The organism is Achromobacter xylosoxidans, from assembly GCF_002192695.1.
GTDB classification, from domain to species: domain Bacteria; phylum Pseudomonadota; class Gammaproteobacteria; order Burkholderiales; family Burkholderiaceae_B; genus Achromobacter; species Achromobacter xylosoxidans_C.
Window position 1 is genome coordinate 70,027 of record NZ_MTLG01000085.1, and the last position, 15,680, is coordinate 85,706.

The window sequence follows — 15,680 nt, forward strand, 5'->3', positions numbered from 1 at the left end:
CTGTTCAGGGCGTGCCGCGCTGCATCAGCGGGCGGAAGAGGGCGATGACGTTGCGGCAGTGCCGTTCCAGGGAGAAGGCGTCGGCGCGTTCGGGACCTTGCTCGGCAAACCGTTCACGCATTTCCCCGTCGTAGGCCAGGCGGCGCACCGCCTCGGCCAGGGCGGCGGCATCGCCCACCGGAACCAGCAGGCCGTAGCGGCCGGAATCCAGGATTTCAGCCGGGCCATGGGGACAGTCGGTGGATATCACCGGCACGCCCAGGCACAGGGCTTCCACCAGCACATTGCCGAAACTTTCGCGCAGGGAGGTCAGGGCGAAGGCGCCGGCGCCCGCGATTACCGGGAACGGGTTGTCGATATGGCCGGCCAGGGTGACCGGAGTGCGCGAGCCGCTCTCGTCGATGCGTTTCTGCAGGGCGGCGTGCTCGGATCCTTCTCCCAGGATGGTGAAGCGGATGCCGGGGTCGTCGAGCAGCGCGGCCGCGTCGATCAGGGTCGCATAGTCCTTCACCGCCTCGAGCCGGCCCACGGCCACCACATGGTAGGGCGCGGGCTGCGGGGCTTCGTCCCCGCCGCGGCCGCCCTGCGCGCGGACATTGTCCAGCGGCACGCCGTTGTAGATGGTGTGGACCTTGCCGCGCAGCGGCGGGAACATGCTGACCAGGTCTTCCTTGACGCCGCGCGACACGCCCACGACGGCGTCGTGGCGGCGGTAAGTCTGGCTGACCAGCCAGCATTTCAGGCGCCGCATGCGCGAGGCGCCGTAATGAATGGCGGGACTGCTGTGTTCGAAGGCGACGGTACTGAACTTGCCGCGCAGCAGCTTCTTGGCTGCGATGACCAGCATGTTGCACAAGAGGCCGTGCGAGCAGACGATCGCCGGCTTGTCGTGCCGGATCTGCCTGAGCAGCTTGAAAAAGGCCACGGGCAGCATCAGCCGCAGCGCGGCGGGAGATTCGTTGACCGGGAGGGCTCGGGTCACCTTGGGGTTGGATACGGGATATTCGCGGATGCGCGAGCGCAGCAGGAACAAGGCGGAATCCACCCCTTGTTCCGGCAAGGCATCCACGATGAACGCGACACATCTTCCTACGCCGCCGTGCAGGTCTGGCGCGACAAACAAGACATCAGGCATGTGGGATCACTCTAGTTGGCGTCCGGCGCGCAACGTCCGGGCGGTGGCTGGGGGCGGATGTCGTTCTTTGTTCTGGCACGGGCATGACCTGGGCATTGCGCATGAGCGACAGGCAATAGCACAGCAGGAACCCGGTGAAGGCGGTCTTGGGCGCGTAGGCCAGGCCGCCGGAAAGCGAGTCGATGAAGATATAGATGGGCGCGGTGGCCAGCAGGTAGCGCCGGTGCAGCTCCAGGCCTGGATGCGCATATCGTCGCAACAGCGTGAGCAGTAGGATGAGCACGGGCGGCAGCATGATCATGATGGTGCCGACCACCCCGAATTTCATCAGGTAGAAGGCCCAGGAGTTGTGGGCGAAGGTGCTGAGCTCGAAGCCGTTCTCGCCCATCACCCAGCTGCGAAAGCCCGCTCCCTTGCCGAACACCGGGCTCTCCGCGAAGAAGTCCATCTGCCCCTGCATTTCCTGGACGCGCGCGCCATAGCTGGAGTCCTCGTCCAGGCGCTCGACGCTGAAGATGCGGTTGGTGAGCACGTCCAGGTAGCCGATGGCGGCGAACACCAGCACCCCTGCGACTGCCGCCGGCGCAAAGACCAGCACGGCGCGGCGCCGGATCTCGGGGCCCGCGCCCAGCAGCACGGCGATGAAGACCGAGATCGCCAGCTGCAGGTATTGGCTGCGGTTCAGCGAAAACACCAGGGCCAGCAGCATGTAGACCGTCAGCGCGTAGGCCTTGGGTCCGGAGACGTTGAGTGTGCGCCGGAAGTACAGCAGCGACACCACGCCGAACGGAATGGCCCACACGCCCAGCCGTACGTTGCGCAGCGGATTGGCCACGCTGAAGCCTTGCAGCTGCTCGGCCAGCATCAGCGTGGCCACGGCCAGGCAGGCCGCGACGATGTACTTCTGCAGCACCGCATAGGCGGCCGGGCTGTCGATGTCCTTGTAGCAAAGAAAGGGCGTGCACAGGAAATAGAACACGATGCGCAGGTCCCGCGCCACGTCGCCGGTCTCGATGCCCGGATGGTGCAGCGACACCAGGATCAGGTAGATCACCGACACGCTCTGGATGCCCAGCAGCATGCCCAGCATGCCACGGGGCAGCGCGTAGGCCGCGGGATCCGCCAGCCGCAACATCTTGACCACCAGCATGGCGACGAACAGGAAATCGAAGGGCGACAGCTTGAAGCTGCCCACGCCCAGGACGAAGCGGTCATCGTTCAGGGCCAGCGCCGTAAAGGCGAACATGCCCAGCAGATGCAGGGTGGAAAGACGGCGGTGCGTGGTCATTGCGGCTCTTCTCGGTGTGGCCGGGCGCTAGTGCGAAGCCCAGTCGTCGCGTCCGAATATCTTGGTGGTCAGCTTTTCGAACAGATAGGACAGGTCCCCTTGCCGCGCATGCGCAGCCACCTTGGACGCGCGGCACGACAGTTCGAACAGTTTTCCCAGGCCCGGCTCCGTGCGCCGGATGCGCGAGACGATCTGCTCGCGTTCCTCCAGCAGCACGTCCTGCATCAGTGCCGTCTTGGTTTCGTCATGGGCGGTGTACACGCCCATGGCGTCCGGCACGATCAGGTTCTTGCCTTCGCGCAGCAGCCGGCTCCACAGCTCCAGGTCCATGCAGTAGCGCATGCTCTCCTGCAAGAGCCCATACTTCTGCAACAGGTCGCGGCGGAAGATCGCGGATTGATTCGGAATCGATGCCTTCACCACTGTCAGCGTGCCGCGATTGACCGGCGTGTAGTGGATCTTGCGGAAGATCTTGTTGTCGGCGTCGGCCACGAACAGGTTGCCGCTGACGATGGGCGCGCGGCCCTTGGAAGCGGCCGAACCCAGCTTGCGCAAGGCGCCGGGGAAATACAGGTCGTCGGAATTCTGCCAACCCACATAGTCGCCGGTGGCGCGTTCGAAGCCCTTGTTGATGGCATGCGACTGGCCGCGGTCCGGAGTGCTTTCCCAGTACGTCAGGTAGCGCTCGTACTTGCGGATGATGTCCACGCTGCCATCGGTGGAGCCGCCGTCGATGATGATGTACTCCAGCCGCGGATAGCCCTGGTTCAGCACGGACAGGATGGTGCGTTCCAGGAAGCGGGCCTGGTTGAACGAGGGGGTCACGATGGTCACTTTCGGCAACAGGCTGCCGGCGATCGGCGCCGGTGGCCGCAACTCGCGGACGAAGTCGATGAGCTGACGTGAATACTCGTTATGACGCTTGCGCATGTAGGACCTCAGCATATGAGTTAACGGGTGGCCGCAGGCAAGGCGCCCGGAAATTCTGGGCGGGATTGACGGATGGCGAGGGCCACGCCGGCCAGCGTGATCGCCGCGTAGGCCATGCGGCCCCATGCCGCGGCGTGTTCGCCCGCCGCGTGTACCAGTCCCGCCATGACGCACAGCATCGCCAGGCCGCCCAGGCCGTTCAGGATGGCGACCGCGCGCGAATTGCCCAGGCCGAGCAGGGAGAAGTGCGCCGCGGCATTCAGGGACAGCAGCCCGGAGGCCACGATGAGCAGCTGGAAGGTGCCCAGATGGCCGCTGGCGACGTTGTCTCCCAGCAGCAGGTTCAGGAGCGGATGGCTGACCGCCAGCACCGCCAGCGTGGCGCTGGCCGACAGCGCCAGGTTCCATAGCATCATGCGGCGGATCTCGCGTTCGACGGCGCCGGGGTAGGGCGGCGAAACCGACAGGCGCGTGACGCGCGGCATGGCCTTCTGGAAGATGGCGACCGACGCGGTATGGATGATCTGGCCGACCTGCACGCCGACCGTGTAGATGGCCAGCGCCGCCGGGCCCATGAGGCTGCCCACCAGCACGCGGTCCACCGAGCCGAAGGCCAAAGCGCTCAGGCTGTTCAGCCAGGACCAGCGCGAAAACCTGAAGGCGTCCATCATGGCGGCGCGGTCGCGCACCGGGCGCACCAGGATGCGGCCGTAGGTGCGTGCAAACACGCGCATCTTCACGCTGCCCGCGATCAGCAGTCCCAGCGCCTGCGCCAGGCCGGTCCAGGTGGGCGAGGCCGTCAACCAGGCCGCGGCGCAGGCCAGCGCCATCGTGCCGGTACGGCTGAAGACTTCGCACAGCGCCGTGGCGCGGAAGTCCTCGCGTCCCTTCAGGCAACCGGAGAACAGCTGGTCATACTGCTGCGTCAGGTAGATGGCCAGCGCGGGCATGGCCAGCATCGTCACCGCCACCCCGCCGAAGGTGGCCGCCGGCCAGCCCAGGCCCACCACGCCCCACAGCAGCACCGCGGCCAAGGTCACGACCGCCAGCGCGCAGCCGATCAGCGACATGCTCACGCCGGCGGCGCGATAGGCGCCGCCGGGCTCGTGCATGCGCTCGGAAACCAGCTTGGTCGCGGTCACCGCCGCGCCCAGGTTGGCGGCATTGCCGAAGCCGGCCAGGGCGATGATCATCGAATACTGGCCGAAGCCCACGGTCCCCAGCTGCCGGAACAGGATGGGCAGGGACACCAGCGCCGCGACCGGCCCGATGCCATACTCCACCAGCCCCCAGAAGGAGGCATTGCCGGCGATGTGTTTCCTGAGGAATCCGAGCATGGCTGGGGCCTGTGGGCATAAGGGTTCTGGCGAGGCCGTCAGGCCACGGGCAGCGCATGCTGGGTGCGTTCACGCAGGAAATGGCCGTAGGCCAGCGTGATGCCATGCGTCAGCGAGATCTCCGGTTTCCAGCCCAGCGCCTGCACTCGGGCCGAGTCCATCAGCTTGCGCGGCGTGCCGTCGGGCTTGCTGCTGTCGTAGACGATGTTGCCTTCGTAGCCCACGACGCGGGCCACCAGCCTGGCCAGGTCCGCGATCGAGATGTCCTGTCCGGCGCCGATGTTGTAGATGCCTTCCGCCTGCGGATGCTCCATCAGCATGACGCAGGCCTGGGCCAGATCGTCCACGTACAGGAATTCCCGCAGCGGCGCGCCGGTGCCCCAGATCGTCACGCTCTCCTGCCCGGCTTCCCGGCCTTCGTGGAATTTGCGGATCAGCGCCGGCAGCACGTGGCTGCTGTGCAGGTCGTAGTTGTCGTGCTGGCCGTAGAGATTGGTCGGCATGGCGCAGATGAAGCGCGCGCCGAACTCGCGCTGATAGGCCTCGCACAGCTTCAGGCCCGCGATCTTGGCGATGGCGTAGGGCTCGTTGGTGGCTTCCAGCGGCCCCGTCAGCAGGGCATCCTCGCGGATGGGCTGGGGGGCTTCGCGCGGATAGATGCATGACGAACCCAGAAACAGCAGCTTGCGCACCCCGGCCGCATAGGCGGCGCGAATCACGTTGCACTGGATCATCAGGTTCTTGTACAGGAACTCCACCGGATGCGTCTGGTTGGCCAGGATGCCGCCCACCTTGGCGGCAGCCAGGTACACCACGTCGACCGGCGTGGTCGAGAAGAAGCGGTTGACCTGGTTCTGGTTTTCCAGGTCCAGCTCGTCCCGGCCGCGGGTCAGCACGTTGCGATAGCCGCGGCGCTGCAGTTCGCGGGTGATCGCGGCGCCCACCATGCCGCGATGGCCGGCGACGAAGACGCGTTGCTCCAGGTTCGTCATGTCGTGCTACTCCTTGTAGGCGTAGATTTCGTAGCCGTTCTGCTCGACCAGCGCATCGCGCCGCGCATCCCGCAGATCGCTCTCGACCATTTCCTTGACCAGCTGCGCAAACGAAGTGCGGGGCGACCATCCCAGCTTTTCGCGCGCCTTGGTCGGATCGCCCAGCAGGGTTTCCACCTCGGTCGGACGGAAATAGCGGGGATCCACCCGGACGATGACCTGGCCCGGCTTGATGTCATGGACCGGCGAGAACAGCACGGTGGCGGTCTCCTCCAGGCCTTCGCCTTCCCAGGCCAGCAGGATGCCCAGCTCGCGCGCGGCGGTATTGATGAACTCGCGCACGCTGTATTGCATGCCGGTGGCGATGACGTAGTCCTCGGGCGTGTCCTGCTGCAGCATCAGCCACTGCATTTCCACGTAGTCGCGGGCATGGCCCCAGTCGCGCAGGGCCGACAGGTTGCCCAGGTACAGGCATTCCTGCAGGCCGAGCACGATGCGGGCCAGGCCGCGCGTGATCTTGCGCGTGACGAAGGTTTCGCCGCGCTTGGGTGATTCGTGGTTGAACAGGATGCCGTTGCAGGCATACATGCCATAGGCTTCGCGATAGTTGACGCTGATCCAGTAGGCGTACAGCTTGGCCGCCGCATACGGGCTGCGCGGATAGAACGGCGTGGTTTCCTTCTGCGGCGTTTCCTGCACCAGGCCATACAGCTCCGAGGTGGAGGCCTGATAGAAGCGGGCCTTGTTTTCCAGCTTCAGGATGCGGATGGCTTCCAGGAGGCGCAGTGTGCCCAGGCCGTCGGCGTTGGCCGTGTACTCGGGTTCCTCGAACGAGACGCCGACATGGCTCTGGGCGGCCAGGTTGTAGATCTCGTCGGGCTGCACCGACTGCACGATGCGGATCAGGCTGCAAGAGTCGGTCATGTCGCCGTGATGCAGCACGAAATTGCGGGGCTGGTCATGCGGATCCTGGTACAGATGGTCGATCCGCGCGGTATTGAACAGCGAAGCGCGCCGCTTGATGCCGTGGACCTCATAGCCCTTGGCCAGCAGAAACTCCGCCAGATAGGCCCCGTCTTGGCCAGTAACGCCGGTAATCAGTGCCCGTTTTGGCATGGTTGTATCCTTAAGACTTAGTAACTGCACGAAAGGAGCCGAAGGCTGCGGTACCAATGTGCAATGAGATTACTGTTGCACCAGCCGCCGAGATATCGGCCAAAAGGTCTAATAAATCAGCCTGTCGATAGGGAAAAAGGGACTGGATTGCTTCATCCAGCGCACCCAGGGCCGCGACCGTCAGCAGGGCCGTCAGTCCTGGGCGCCGGTTGACCGAGAAATAGATCAACGTGGTCAGAAAGGCGTAAGCCGCAAGATGCAGACGCTTGTCGCCAAAAGCGTCCGACATCTCGGCGGCCAGGCCTGGCAGGTTGCCGATCGTTACCAGCACCGCGAAGAACAACGCCGCCGCCGGCAGGCAGATCCGGCCCATGCCCGGCCGCAGGAAGGGGACGCTCCGATCCAGATCAGACCCGGCCATACATGTCCTGGAATCTGACGATGTCGTCTTCGCCCAGGTAAGCCCCCGATTGCACCTCGATGATCTCCAGCGGAATCTTTCCGGGGTTCTCCAGGCTGTGGATTTCGCCCAGGGGGATGTAGGTCGACTGGTTCTCGGTCAGCAGGTACTGCTTGTCGCCGTTGTAGATGCGCGCCGTGCCCGAAACCACGATCCAGTGCTCCGCGCGGTGATGATGCATCTGCGAGGACAGGCGCGCCCCGGGCTTGACCGTGATGCGCTTGACCTGGTAGCGCGGACCCTGGCCCACCGAGTCGTAGGATCCCCAGGGCCGCTGCACCTCGCGGTGATGGTTCAACTCCGAGCGGTGCTGGGTCTTGAAGATCTCGACCAGCCGCTTGACGTCCTGCGAGCGCGATTTGTGCGCCACGAGAACGGCATCGGCAGTCTCGATCACGACGATGTCGTCCAGGCCCACGGAGGCCACCAGCCGGCTGGTGGAGTGGATCAGGCAGTTGCGAGAATCCTCCAGCATGACGTCGCCGGTGGTGGAGTTGCCTTCCACCGTCTTCTGGGCGATGCCCCAGACCGCGTCCCAGGCGCCGACGTCGCTCCATGACGCGGCCAGCGGGATGACCACGGCGCTGTCGGTGCGCTCCATGATGGCGTAGTCCATGGAGTCGCTGGGGCAGGCTTCGAAAGAGGGGCCGTCCAGGTGGAACAGCGAATTCTCGCCATGGCCGATGGCCACCGCCGCCTGCACCTGTTCCAGCATCTTGGGCGCCAGGCGCGCCATTTCCGACAGGAACACCGAGGCCTGGAAGGCGAACATGCCGCTGTTCCAGTAATAGCCGCCGTCGTCGATGAACCGCTGCGCGACTTCGGGCGAGGGCTTTTCGACGAAGCGGCGCACCCGGCGCGCGGGCGCCATGACGCCGGGCTCGTCCGCCTGGATGTAGCCGTAGCCGCTGAGCGGCGCGGTGGGCGTGATGCCGAAGGTCACCAGCGCGCCCTGCAGGGCGGCCTGGTAGGCCTCGGCGAAGGCGGCCTGAAGCACCTCGCCATCTTCCAGCACGTGGTCCGACGGCATGATCAGCATGACCGGATCCTCGCCGTCGCGCATGGCACGCAGGGTGGCCGCGGCGATCGCCGGCGCCGTATTGCGCGCGAACGGCTCCAGGATGACTTCCACGTCCTTGATGCCCAGCTCCAGCGCCTGCTCCGCCGCGATATAGCGGTGCGCGTCGTTGCACACCAGGGTGGGCCTGGCTTCGGCGCCCGCCGAGCCCAGGCGCAGCAGGGTGTTCTGCAGCAGGCTGCGGTCATCGGTCAAACGGATGAACTGCTTGGGCAGCAGTTCGCGCGACAGCGGCCACAGGCGCGAGCCTGAACCGCCGCAAAGAATGACTGCCCGGTACGCGGGAGGGGGATTGGTCATGGCGCTCACTCCTTGAAGTAGGCCTGGGTGTAGGGGTGCACGCCGGGATCGGCGGCGAGGGCCTTGGCCGGCAGCCAGCGGTAGCTGCGGTGCTGGGCCTGGGGCAGGCAGGAAACGTCCAAAGAAAGCTCGGCCTCATAGGCGAGGACGACGTAATGGGTGGAGCGTCCGGCTTCACCCGCAAAATTGGTGCCATAGAAATGCTCGTACACGCCGCGCGGGGTCCAGGCCAGCTCGCTGACCGGGATGCCCAATTCGTCGCGGGCGATGCGGCGCAGCGCAGCGTGCAGGGTTTCGTTCTTCCTGATGCGCCCGCCCGGCACGAACCAGGCGCCCTGGGCCGGGGGATTGGCCCGCAGGCCGGTCAGGTAGCGGCCCGCGGCGTCGCGCAGCAGCAGGTCGATGGAAACCAGCGGCAACATTTCGACCGCCTGGCGGAACTCCGCCTGCGCCAGTACGCCGTCGCGGACCGAGGCCCTGCGTTGTTCGGGCCATCCCAAGGGTTTAGTAGACATTGCGGCCCGTCCATCCCGACACCGCCGTGCGGGCGATGATCTGCAGGTCCATCCTGAACGTCCAGTGCTGGATGTAATAGATGTCGTACTCGACCCGGTCGCTCATCTTGCGCAGCGTGTCCGTCTGCCCGCGCAGGCCGTTGACCTGGGCCCAGCCGGTGATGCCGGGCTTGACGCGGTGGCGCATCATGTAGCGCTGCACCAGGTCCTTGTACATTTCGTTGTGTTCCAGCGCGTGGGGGCGTGGCCCCACCACCGACATGTCGCCCATCAGCACATTCAGGAACTGGGGCAGCTCATCCAGGCTGGTGCGCCGCAGGAAGCCGCCGATGCGCGTGATGCGGGCGTCGTTGCGGGTGGCTTGGGTGACCACGCCGTGTTCCTGATGCACCGTCATGGTGCGGAACTTGTAGACGTGGAACACCTTGCCGTCCACGCCCAGCCGCGGCTGGGTGAAGAACACCGGGCCGCGCGAAGTCGCCTTGACCAGGAACGCCACCGTCAGCATCACGGGCGACAGCCCGATCAGCGCGCAGAAGGCGAAGCCGCGGTCGAATATCTCCTTGGCCCAGCCGCGCACGCCGGCGGCGGGCAGGCTGTTGAGCTGTATGGCCGGCAGGCCCAGGAATTCGCCGATGCGGTGCCCCAGCAGCTGGATGGACATGACATCGGGAATCCAGCGGATGTCCACCAGGTCGTTGCGCAAGTGATAGAGGACTTCGCGCAGTTCCTGGCCCGCTTCCATCGGCAACACGATCCAGATCTCGCGGACGTTGTGCTCATGCACGAAGCCATGCAGCTCGTCCAGGTCATGCAGGCGGCGGACTTGCGGCGGCAGGTTCTCGTGAGGCTCGGCGTAGATGCCCGCCACTTCGTAGCCCGCGCCGCGGTATTGCTCGACGCGGCGCCACAGGTCATGGCCCAGCGCGCCGAAGCCCACCAGCAGCACGCGCTTGCGGTCCAGGCCGCGGTCGCGCGCCGCGCCCAGCACCGCGTAGACCGCAATGCGTAAGCCGGCCAGCGTCAGGGCCGACATGCCGAACCATGTAGCCGCCCATATGCGCGATATCGCCGCGGTCTGGTGCATGAGAAAACTGATGCAGATGCCCAGCGCGAACACCAGCGCCCAGGCCGCCAGGCTGCGCACGACCAGGTCGGTCAGCAGGCGGCCGCGCCACGATACATACAGGCGGAAGGCCGGGAAGATGGCGACGACGCCCAGGCCGCACAGATACACAAGGAATAGATGGATTTGCGGAGGATCCGCCAAGGCATCGTCCGAGAATTTCAAGCCGGTGGCAGTCAGGCCGCAGGTGATGACGATCGCGGCATCGAGCAAGCGGTAGAGATAGCTTGCCCCGCTGAATCTAGACGACGTGTCCGTTTGGGACGGGTCCATCGCGCACTCCTGTTCGTGGGGAGCCGCCGTGCGGAAGGCAAAGACCGTGCACCGCCGCAAAGCTTGTGGCTACCGACAAAATCTTATTGAGTGCGCAACGCACCCGAAACCTCCAAACGATGTAGGAGAAGGCTTAGGACATCCGTCGAATGTGCGGGGCTAGGAAAAGAGAGTGGAATGTCGCAACCCGTTACGCATCGGGCTCACTCCAAGCAACGAAGTCATTCACAAGTGGATTTGCCATGACGACATTTTTCGGAACGTTGAGCCGAGGCATAGCAGCTATCGCGCTCGTGTCCTCGCTGGGCGCTTGCGCCTTGTCCCCCGGTATGACCTTTGACGCCAATCAACTTGCGGATCCGCTGGATCCGAACTCCAAGGCCGTAATCAAGGAAATCACGCCGTCGCTGGTCCTGGAAGACCAGCGCGCGCGTCAGGCATTGCTCGACAACGAAGGCGTCGACAAGCTCTACGGCAAGTCCGGACCCTACCTGATCGGGCCGGGAGACATCCTCTCGGTCGTGGTGTGGGATCACCCAGAGCTCGTCCTTCCGACGCAAACCTACGCCATCGGGACTGGGGTGACGGAACTAGCTATTGGAGACACCGCCTCGGGCATTCCGGGCTATACGGTTTCATCCACTGGACATATCCAATTTCCGTATGCGGGATTGCTGAAAGTGGCCGGGTTGACGGAACTTCAGGCGCGCAATCTCATAGTGAATAGTTCAAGTAAGTACATCCAGGATCCGCAGATCACCGTACGCGTTCTGGGATATCGCAGCAAGCGTGTTTACGTGGATGGCGAGGTCAGGACGCCGGGCGCGATCGCGATCAACGATATCCCGATGACCCTGTTGGAAGCCGTCAACAGGGCCGGAGGCATTCTGCCGACGGGAGACCGCAGCGCAGTCTACGTGATCCGCGATGGACGCCGTACTCGCGTGAACGTGCCGGCCCTGATCGAGCGTGGCCAGGACCTGAACCAGGTGCTGCTGAAGTCGGGCGACATCGTCAGGGTCACGCCGCGCGACGACAGCAAGGTATTCGTGATGGGCGAGGTGACCTTGCCCACCGCGGCAGTGATGCGTGACGGACGCATGTCGTTGACCGAGGCGTTGGGCTTGGCCGGAGGACCGAACCAGCTGACTTCGAATCCGTCGCAGATATTCGTTGTGCGCAGCACGGAGCAAGCGACGCCGCTGGTGTTCCACCTGAACGCCGGCTCGCCGCAGAACCTTGCGGTGGCGGAGAAATTCGAGTTGCAACCCAAAGATGTTGTGTTCGTGGACTCGGCCGGCCTGGTGCGGTGGAACCGCTTCATCAGCAACCTGTTCCCGAGCGCCCAGACCGTACAGACCGTGAAAGCCATAGATTAGTCCGCCTTAAACCACGCCTGGGGACGCCGCGACCGCGGCGGCGTCTTCTCTTGGAGAGCTGCATGTCGTTGCCCATCGAATCGTTCGAGCCGTCCGTGCCGGCTCGCCAGCAGGAAACTCCGTTGTCGTCCCACGTGGACGCCATCTTCTCCAACCGGTGGATGATCATCGCGATCACTCTGCTTGCATTACTGGGAGCGCTCACCTATGTGATGATCACGCCCAAGGTGTACTCGGCCGACATCATCGTGCAGGTGGAGGAGGAAATGCCCCAGGGGCAGAGCCGCAGCCTGCTCGGCGATGTGTCTTCCATGTTCGACACCAAGGCGGAGACCTCGGGCGAAATGGAAGTGCTGCGTTCGCGCATGGTGGTCGGGCCCGCGGTCGACAAGTTCCTGCTGTACATCCAGGCCAAGCCGCGCTATTTCCCCGTGGTCGGCGAATGGTTGGCGCAGCGCTACGAAAGCCTGCCGTACCCGTCGAGTTTTCCGCGCGGCGGTTATGCATGGGGCGGCGAAGCCATCGCGATCTCGCAGCTGGACGTGCCCAACGAATGGCTGGGCAAGCCCTTTCGCGTGACCACGCTGGGCGAAGGACGCTACACGCTGAGCGACAAGTTCACGGGCGCGACCTTCAACGGCACGGTGGGCAAGCCCGAGCACTTCAGGCTGCCCGGCGGCGGCGCCATGGACGTGCACATCGACGCATTGACGGGACGCCCTGGCACTGAGTTCACCGTGTCGCGCAGCTCGCGCCTGGCGGCCATCGAGGACGTGCAGGCGCGCCTGGGAATCTTCGAGCGCGGCCGCACCTCGGGAGTGATCGGCGTGACGCTGGAAGGCAATGATCCCGCGCTGACCACCGCCGTGCTCAACCAGATCGGCCAGGAGTACGTGCAGCAGAACGTGAACCGCAAGTCGGCGCAGGCCGAGAAGTCGCTGGTATTCCTTGAACAGCAACTGCCGGTGCTCAAGGGCGAGCTGGACGCCGCCGAGACCAAGTACAACTCCCTGCGCAACAAGCGCGGCACCATCGACCTGAGCGAAGAGGCCAAGCTGATCCTCGCGCAGTCGGTGGACGCGCAGACCAAGGTGATGGAACTGCGTTCCAAGCGCCAGGAAATGATCACCCGCTTCGCGCCTACCCACCCCAGCATCGTGGCGCTGGACCGCCAGATCGCCGGACTGACCGGGGACGTGAACCGCATCGGCAACAACATCCGCCAGCTGCCCGACCTGGAGCAGGACGTGGTGCGCCTGGTGCGCGACGTGCGCGTCAATACCGAGCTCTACACGGCGCTGCTCAACAACGCCCAGCAGTTGCGCCTGATCCGCGCCGGCAAGGTGGGCAACGTGCGCATCCTTGACTCGGCGGTGCAGCCTGACAAGCCGGTGCGTCCCAAGGCCGCCATCATCATCGGCGTGGCGACCGCCTTCGGCCTGATCTTCGGCATGTTGTGCGCCTTCGTGCGCAACGCGCTGTTCGGTGGCCTGTCCGAACCCGACGACGTGGAGCGCCATACCGGCCTGCCGGTATTGGCCGCCATACCCTACAGCGACATGCAGGACAAGCTGTGGCGGCGCAGCCGGCGCAAGAACGCCAGCGTGCCGGCGCTGCTGGCGCAGAGCCAGGGCAATGCGCCGCCCATCGAAAGCCTGAGATCGTTCCGCAACGTGCTGCAGGCGTCGCTGCGCCAGTCGGCCAACAACATGGTCATGTTCACCGGGCCGGTGGCGGGCGTGGGCAAGTCCTTCCTGTCGGCCAACTTCGCCTTCATTCAGGGCGGCGTGGGCAAGCGCGTGCTGCTGATCGACGCGGACTTCCGCAAGGGCCAGCTCAACCGCTACTTCGGCGTGCCCAAGGAAGACGGCCTGTTCGAGGTCTTGTCGGGCACCATACCGCTGACCCAGGTGCGCAAGCACAGCGTGTCCGAGGGCGTGGACTTCATCGCCACCGGCGCGGTCACCTTCGACCCCTCCGAGCTGCTGGCCTCGCCGGTGTTCGGCGAAACCCTGCGCGAACTGGCATCGCAGTACGACATGGTGATCCTGGACACGGCGCCCGTGCTGTCGTCTCCGGACGCGGCCGTGGTCGGCACGCACGCAGCCGCGGTGATGGTGGTGGTGCGCTCGGGCATGAACACGGTGGGCGAAATCCGCGAGACCGCCAAGCGCCTGATCCAGGCGGGCGCGCCGGTGGACGGCGTGCTCTTCAACGGTCTCAAGCTCCTGCCGGAACGCTTCGGCTTCCGGTCCAAGTACGGTAGTTATCGCTACTCCCGTGCGGCGTATTACGGCGATTTCAAACAGAACGGCCCTAAATAACGCCACCCGGAGAAACTGGCATGCACGGAACTTTTGGCTGGGACACCCCGCAAATTCTGGATGCGGTTTTCAAGGCTTATGACATACGCGGCACGGTGCCGGACGAGATCGACGCGAGGTTCGCGCACAGCCTGGGGATGGCGGCGGGAACCCAGGCCCGCGAATTGGGAGCGCGGTCCATCGTGGTGGGGAGGGATGGCAGGCTGAGCAGCGTCGAGCTGGCGGCCGCCTTGCAGGCAGGCCTGCGCTCGGCGGGCATGCACGTGATCGACATCGGCATGGCGACCACGCCGATGGTGTACTTCGCCACCCGCCTGATGGACACGGGCGCGGGCATCGCGGTCACGGGCAGCCACAATCCGCCGGCGCACAACGGCTTCAAGATCGTGCTGGATGGCGCCTCGCTGTACGGCGAGGGCATCACCGCGCTGCGCGACGCGATGCGCCTGCCGATCGAATCGGCGAGCGCGTCGGGCGGACGCACGCAGATGCAGATCATGCCGTGCTATACGGCGCGCCTGATGGGCGACATCCGCATGGCGCGGCCGATGAAGATCGCCATCGATTGCGGCAACGGCGTGGCCGGCGCCGCGGCGCCGGCGCTGTTCCGCGCCCTGGGCTGCGAAGTGGTCGAGCTGTTCTGCGAGGTCGACGGCTCGTTCCCGGGCCATCACCCGGACCCGGCCGATCCGCAGAACCTGCAGGACCTGATCTATTGCCTGCGCTATTCCGACTGCGAGGTCGGCCTGGCGTTCGACGGCGACGGCGACCGCCTCGGCGTGGTGACCAAGACGGGGCAGATCATCTGGCCCGATCGCCAGCTGATCCTGTTCGCTCGCGACGTGCTGTCGCGCAACCCGGGCGCCGAGATCATCTATGACGTCAAGTGCAGCCGCCACGTGGCGCGCGCCATCACCGAGGCGGGCGGCAAGGCCACCATGTGGAAGACCGGGCATTCACTGATCAAGGCCAAGATGCGCGAGACCGGCGCGCAGCTGGCCGGCGAGATGAGCGGGCACATCTTTTTCAAGGAGCGCTGGTACGGCTTTGATGACGGCATCTACGCGGCCGCGCGGCTGCTGGAGATCCTGTCCGGGGCGCCGGATCCGTCGGCCCTGCTGGAAAGCCTGCCGCAGTCTTGCGCCACGCCCGAAATCAAGCTGGAAACCGCCGAAGGCGAGCAGTTCGACCTGGTGGAAGCGCTGCGGGCGCAGGGGCAGTTTCCCGGCGCGCAGTCCATCAACGATCTGGACGGCATCCGGGTGGATTACGCCGACGGCTTCGGCCTGGCGCGTCCGTCCAACACCACGCCGACGGTGGTATTGCGTTTCGAAGGGGACACGGTGGCCGCACTGGCCCGTATCGAGGAGGATTTCCGCAACGCGTTCCGGCGCATTGCCCCTCATGTTCGTTTACCGTTTTAAGGA

General features: G+C 65.2%; 13 protein-coding genes. 3 read left to right on the forward strand and 10 right to left on the reverse strand.

Annotation, left to right across the window (positions count from 1 at the left end; genetic code table 11):
• Positions 1-4: 4 nt before the first annotated feature.
• The 10 genes from BRO63_RS21380 to BRO63_RS21425 are packed head-to-tail and all read right to left on the reverse strand — an operon-like array spanning position 5 to position 10,550.
• Entirely contained in the window at positions 5-1,135 is a 1,131-nt protein-coding gene (locus tag BRO63_RS21380) for a glycosyltransferase (RefSeq protein ID WP_088141731.1), read from the reverse strand.
• Complete coding sequence (locus tag BRO63_RS21385; protein ID WP_088141732.1) at positions 1,128-2,423, reverse strand: O-antigen ligase family protein; 1,296 nt, start codon at positions 2,421-2,423, stop codon at positions 1,128-1,130. The genes BRO63_RS21380 and BRO63_RS21385 overlap by 8 nt, the downstream gene beginning before the upstream one ends.
• 27 nt (positions 2,424-2,450) lie before the next feature.
• On the reverse strand, positions 2,451-3,353 hold the full coding sequence (locus tag BRO63_RS21390) for a glycosyltransferase family 2 protein (protein WP_088141733.1): 903 nt from the start codon (positions 3,351-3,353) through the stop codon (positions 2,451-2,453).
• A gap of 20 nt (positions 3,354-3,373) precedes the next feature.
• A complete protein-coding gene (locus tag BRO63_RS21395) occupies positions 3,374-4,690 on the reverse strand; it encodes an oligosaccharide flippase family protein (protein ID WP_088141734.1) in 1,317 nt (438 codons plus the stop codon).
• A gap of 38 nt (positions 4,691-4,728) precedes the next feature.
• Positions 4,729-5,682 (reverse strand): GDP-L-fucose synthase family protein, encoded by a 954-nt coding sequence (locus BRO63_RS21400; protein WP_088141735.1) that lies wholly within the window; start codon positions 5,680-5,682, stop codon positions 4,729-4,731.
• Between the two features lie 6 nt (positions 5,683-5,688).
• Positions 5,689-6,798, reverse strand: a complete 1,110-nt coding sequence (gene gmd / locus BRO63_RS21405; protein ID WP_013395110.1) for a GDP-mannose 4,6-dehydratase — start codon at positions 6,796-6,798, stop codon at positions 5,689-5,691.
• A gap of 10 nt (positions 6,799-6,808) precedes the next feature.
• Positions 6,809-7,171: a VanZ family protein gene (locus BRO63_RS21410; protein ID WP_088141759.1), complete on the reverse strand. Its 363-nt coding sequence runs from the start codon at positions 7,169-7,171 to the stop codon at positions 6,809-6,811.
• A gap of 34 nt (positions 7,172-7,205) precedes the next feature.
• Positions 7,206-8,636 carry a mannose-1-phosphate guanylyltransferase/mannose-6-phosphate isomerase gene (locus tag BRO63_RS21415; RefSeq protein ID WP_088141736.1) on the reverse strand — a complete coding sequence of 477 codons (1,431 nt, stop codon included), beginning with the start codon at positions 8,634-8,636 and terminating at the stop codon, positions 7,206-7,208.
• A gap of 5 nt (positions 8,637-8,641) precedes the next feature.
• A complete protein-coding gene (locus tag BRO63_RS21420) occupies positions 8,642-9,151 on the reverse strand; it encodes a GDP-mannose mannosyl hydrolase (protein WP_218824107.1) in 510 nt (169 codons plus the stop codon).
• Positions 9,141-10,550: an undecaprenyl-phosphate glucose phosphotransferase gene (locus BRO63_RS21425; RefSeq protein ID WP_088141737.1), complete on the reverse strand. Its 1,410-nt coding sequence runs from the start codon at positions 10,548-10,550 to the stop codon at positions 9,141-9,143. Before BRO63_RS21425 ends, BRO63_RS21420 begins: the two co-directional genes overlap by 11 nt.
• 242 nt (positions 10,551-10,792) lie before the next feature.
• Between BRO63_RS21425 and BRO63_RS21430 the strand changes: the two genes are divergently transcribed.
• The 3 genes from BRO63_RS21430 to BRO63_RS21440 all read left to right on the forward strand — a co-directional run bounded on the left by BRO63_RS21430 (position 10,793) and on the right by BRO63_RS21440 (position 15,677).
• On the forward strand, positions 10,793-11,929 hold the full coding sequence (locus BRO63_RS21430) for a polysaccharide biosynthesis/export family protein (RefSeq protein ID WP_088141738.1): 1,137 nt from the start codon (positions 10,793-10,795) through the stop codon (positions 11,927-11,929).
• Between the two features lie 62 nt (positions 11,930-11,991).
• The gene (locus tag BRO63_RS21435; protein WP_088141739.1) at positions 11,992-14,253 is read left to right on the forward strand and encodes a GNVR domain-containing protein; all 2,262 of its coding nucleotides are present in this window, start codon (positions 11,992-11,994) and stop codon (positions 14,251-14,253) included.
• 20 nt (positions 14,254-14,273) lie between these two features.
• Positions 14,274-15,677, forward strand: a complete 1,404-nt coding sequence (locus tag BRO63_RS21440; RefSeq protein ID WP_088141740.1) for a phosphomannomutase/phosphoglucomutase — start codon at positions 14,274-14,276, stop codon at positions 15,675-15,677.
• Positions 15,678-15,680 lie beyond the last annotated feature (3 nt).

What these genes read in the sequence shown, in the direction of transcription:
- BRO63_RS21390 (WP_088141733.1), bottom strand. Translation starts at nt 3,353, where the DNA reads ATGCGCAAGCGTCATAACGAGTATTCACGTCAGCTCATCGACTTCGTC.
- BRO63_RS21410 (WP_088141759.1), bottom strand. Translation starts at nt 7,171, where the DNA reads ATGGGCCGGATCTGCCTGCCGGCGGCGGCGTTGTTCTTCGCGGTGCTG.
- gmd (WP_013395110.1), bottom strand. Translation starts at nt 6,798, where the DNA reads ATGCCAAAACGGGCACTGATTACCGGCGTTACTGGCCAAGACGGGGCC.
- BRO63_RS21420 (WP_218824107.1), bottom strand. Translation starts at nt 9,151, where the DNA reads ATGTCTACTAAACCCTTGGGATGGCCCGAACAACGCAGGGCCTCGGTC.
- BRO63_RS21400 (WP_088141735.1), bottom strand. Translation starts at nt 5,682, where the DNA reads ATGACGAACCTGGAGCAACGCGTCTTCGTCGCCGGCCATCGCGGCATG.
- BRO63_RS21440 (WP_088141740.1), top strand. Translation starts at nt 14,274, where the DNA reads ATGCACGGAACTTTTGGCTGGGACACCCCGCAAATTCTGGATGCGGTT.
- BRO63_RS21435 (WP_088141739.1), top strand. Translation starts at nt 11,992, where the DNA reads ATGTCGTTGCCCATCGAATCGTTCGAGCCGTCCGTGCCGGCTCGCCAG.
- BRO63_RS21380 (WP_088141731.1), bottom strand. Translation starts at nt 1,135, where the DNA reads ATGCCTGATGTCTTGTTTGTCGCGCCAGACCTGCACGGCGGCGTAGGA.
- BRO63_RS21395 (WP_088141734.1), bottom strand. Translation starts at nt 4,690, where the DNA reads ATGCTCGGATTCCTCAGGAAACACATCGCCGGCAATGCCTCCTTCTGG.
- BRO63_RS21415 (WP_088141736.1), bottom strand. Translation starts at nt 8,636, where the DNA reads ATGACCAATCCCCCTCCCGCGTACCGGGCAGTCATTCTTTGCGGCGGT.
- BRO63_RS21385 (WP_088141732.1), bottom strand. Translation starts at nt 2,423, where the DNA reads ATGACCACGCACCGCCGTCTTTCCACCCTGCATCTGCTGGGCATGTTC.
- BRO63_RS21425 (WP_088141737.1), bottom strand. Translation starts at nt 10,550, where the DNA reads ATGGACCCGTCCCAAACGGACACGTCGTCTAGATTCAGCGGGGCAAGC.
- BRO63_RS21430 (WP_088141738.1), top strand. Translation starts at nt 10,793, where the DNA reads ATGACGACATTTTTCGGAACGTTGAGCCGAGGCATAGCAGCTATCGCG.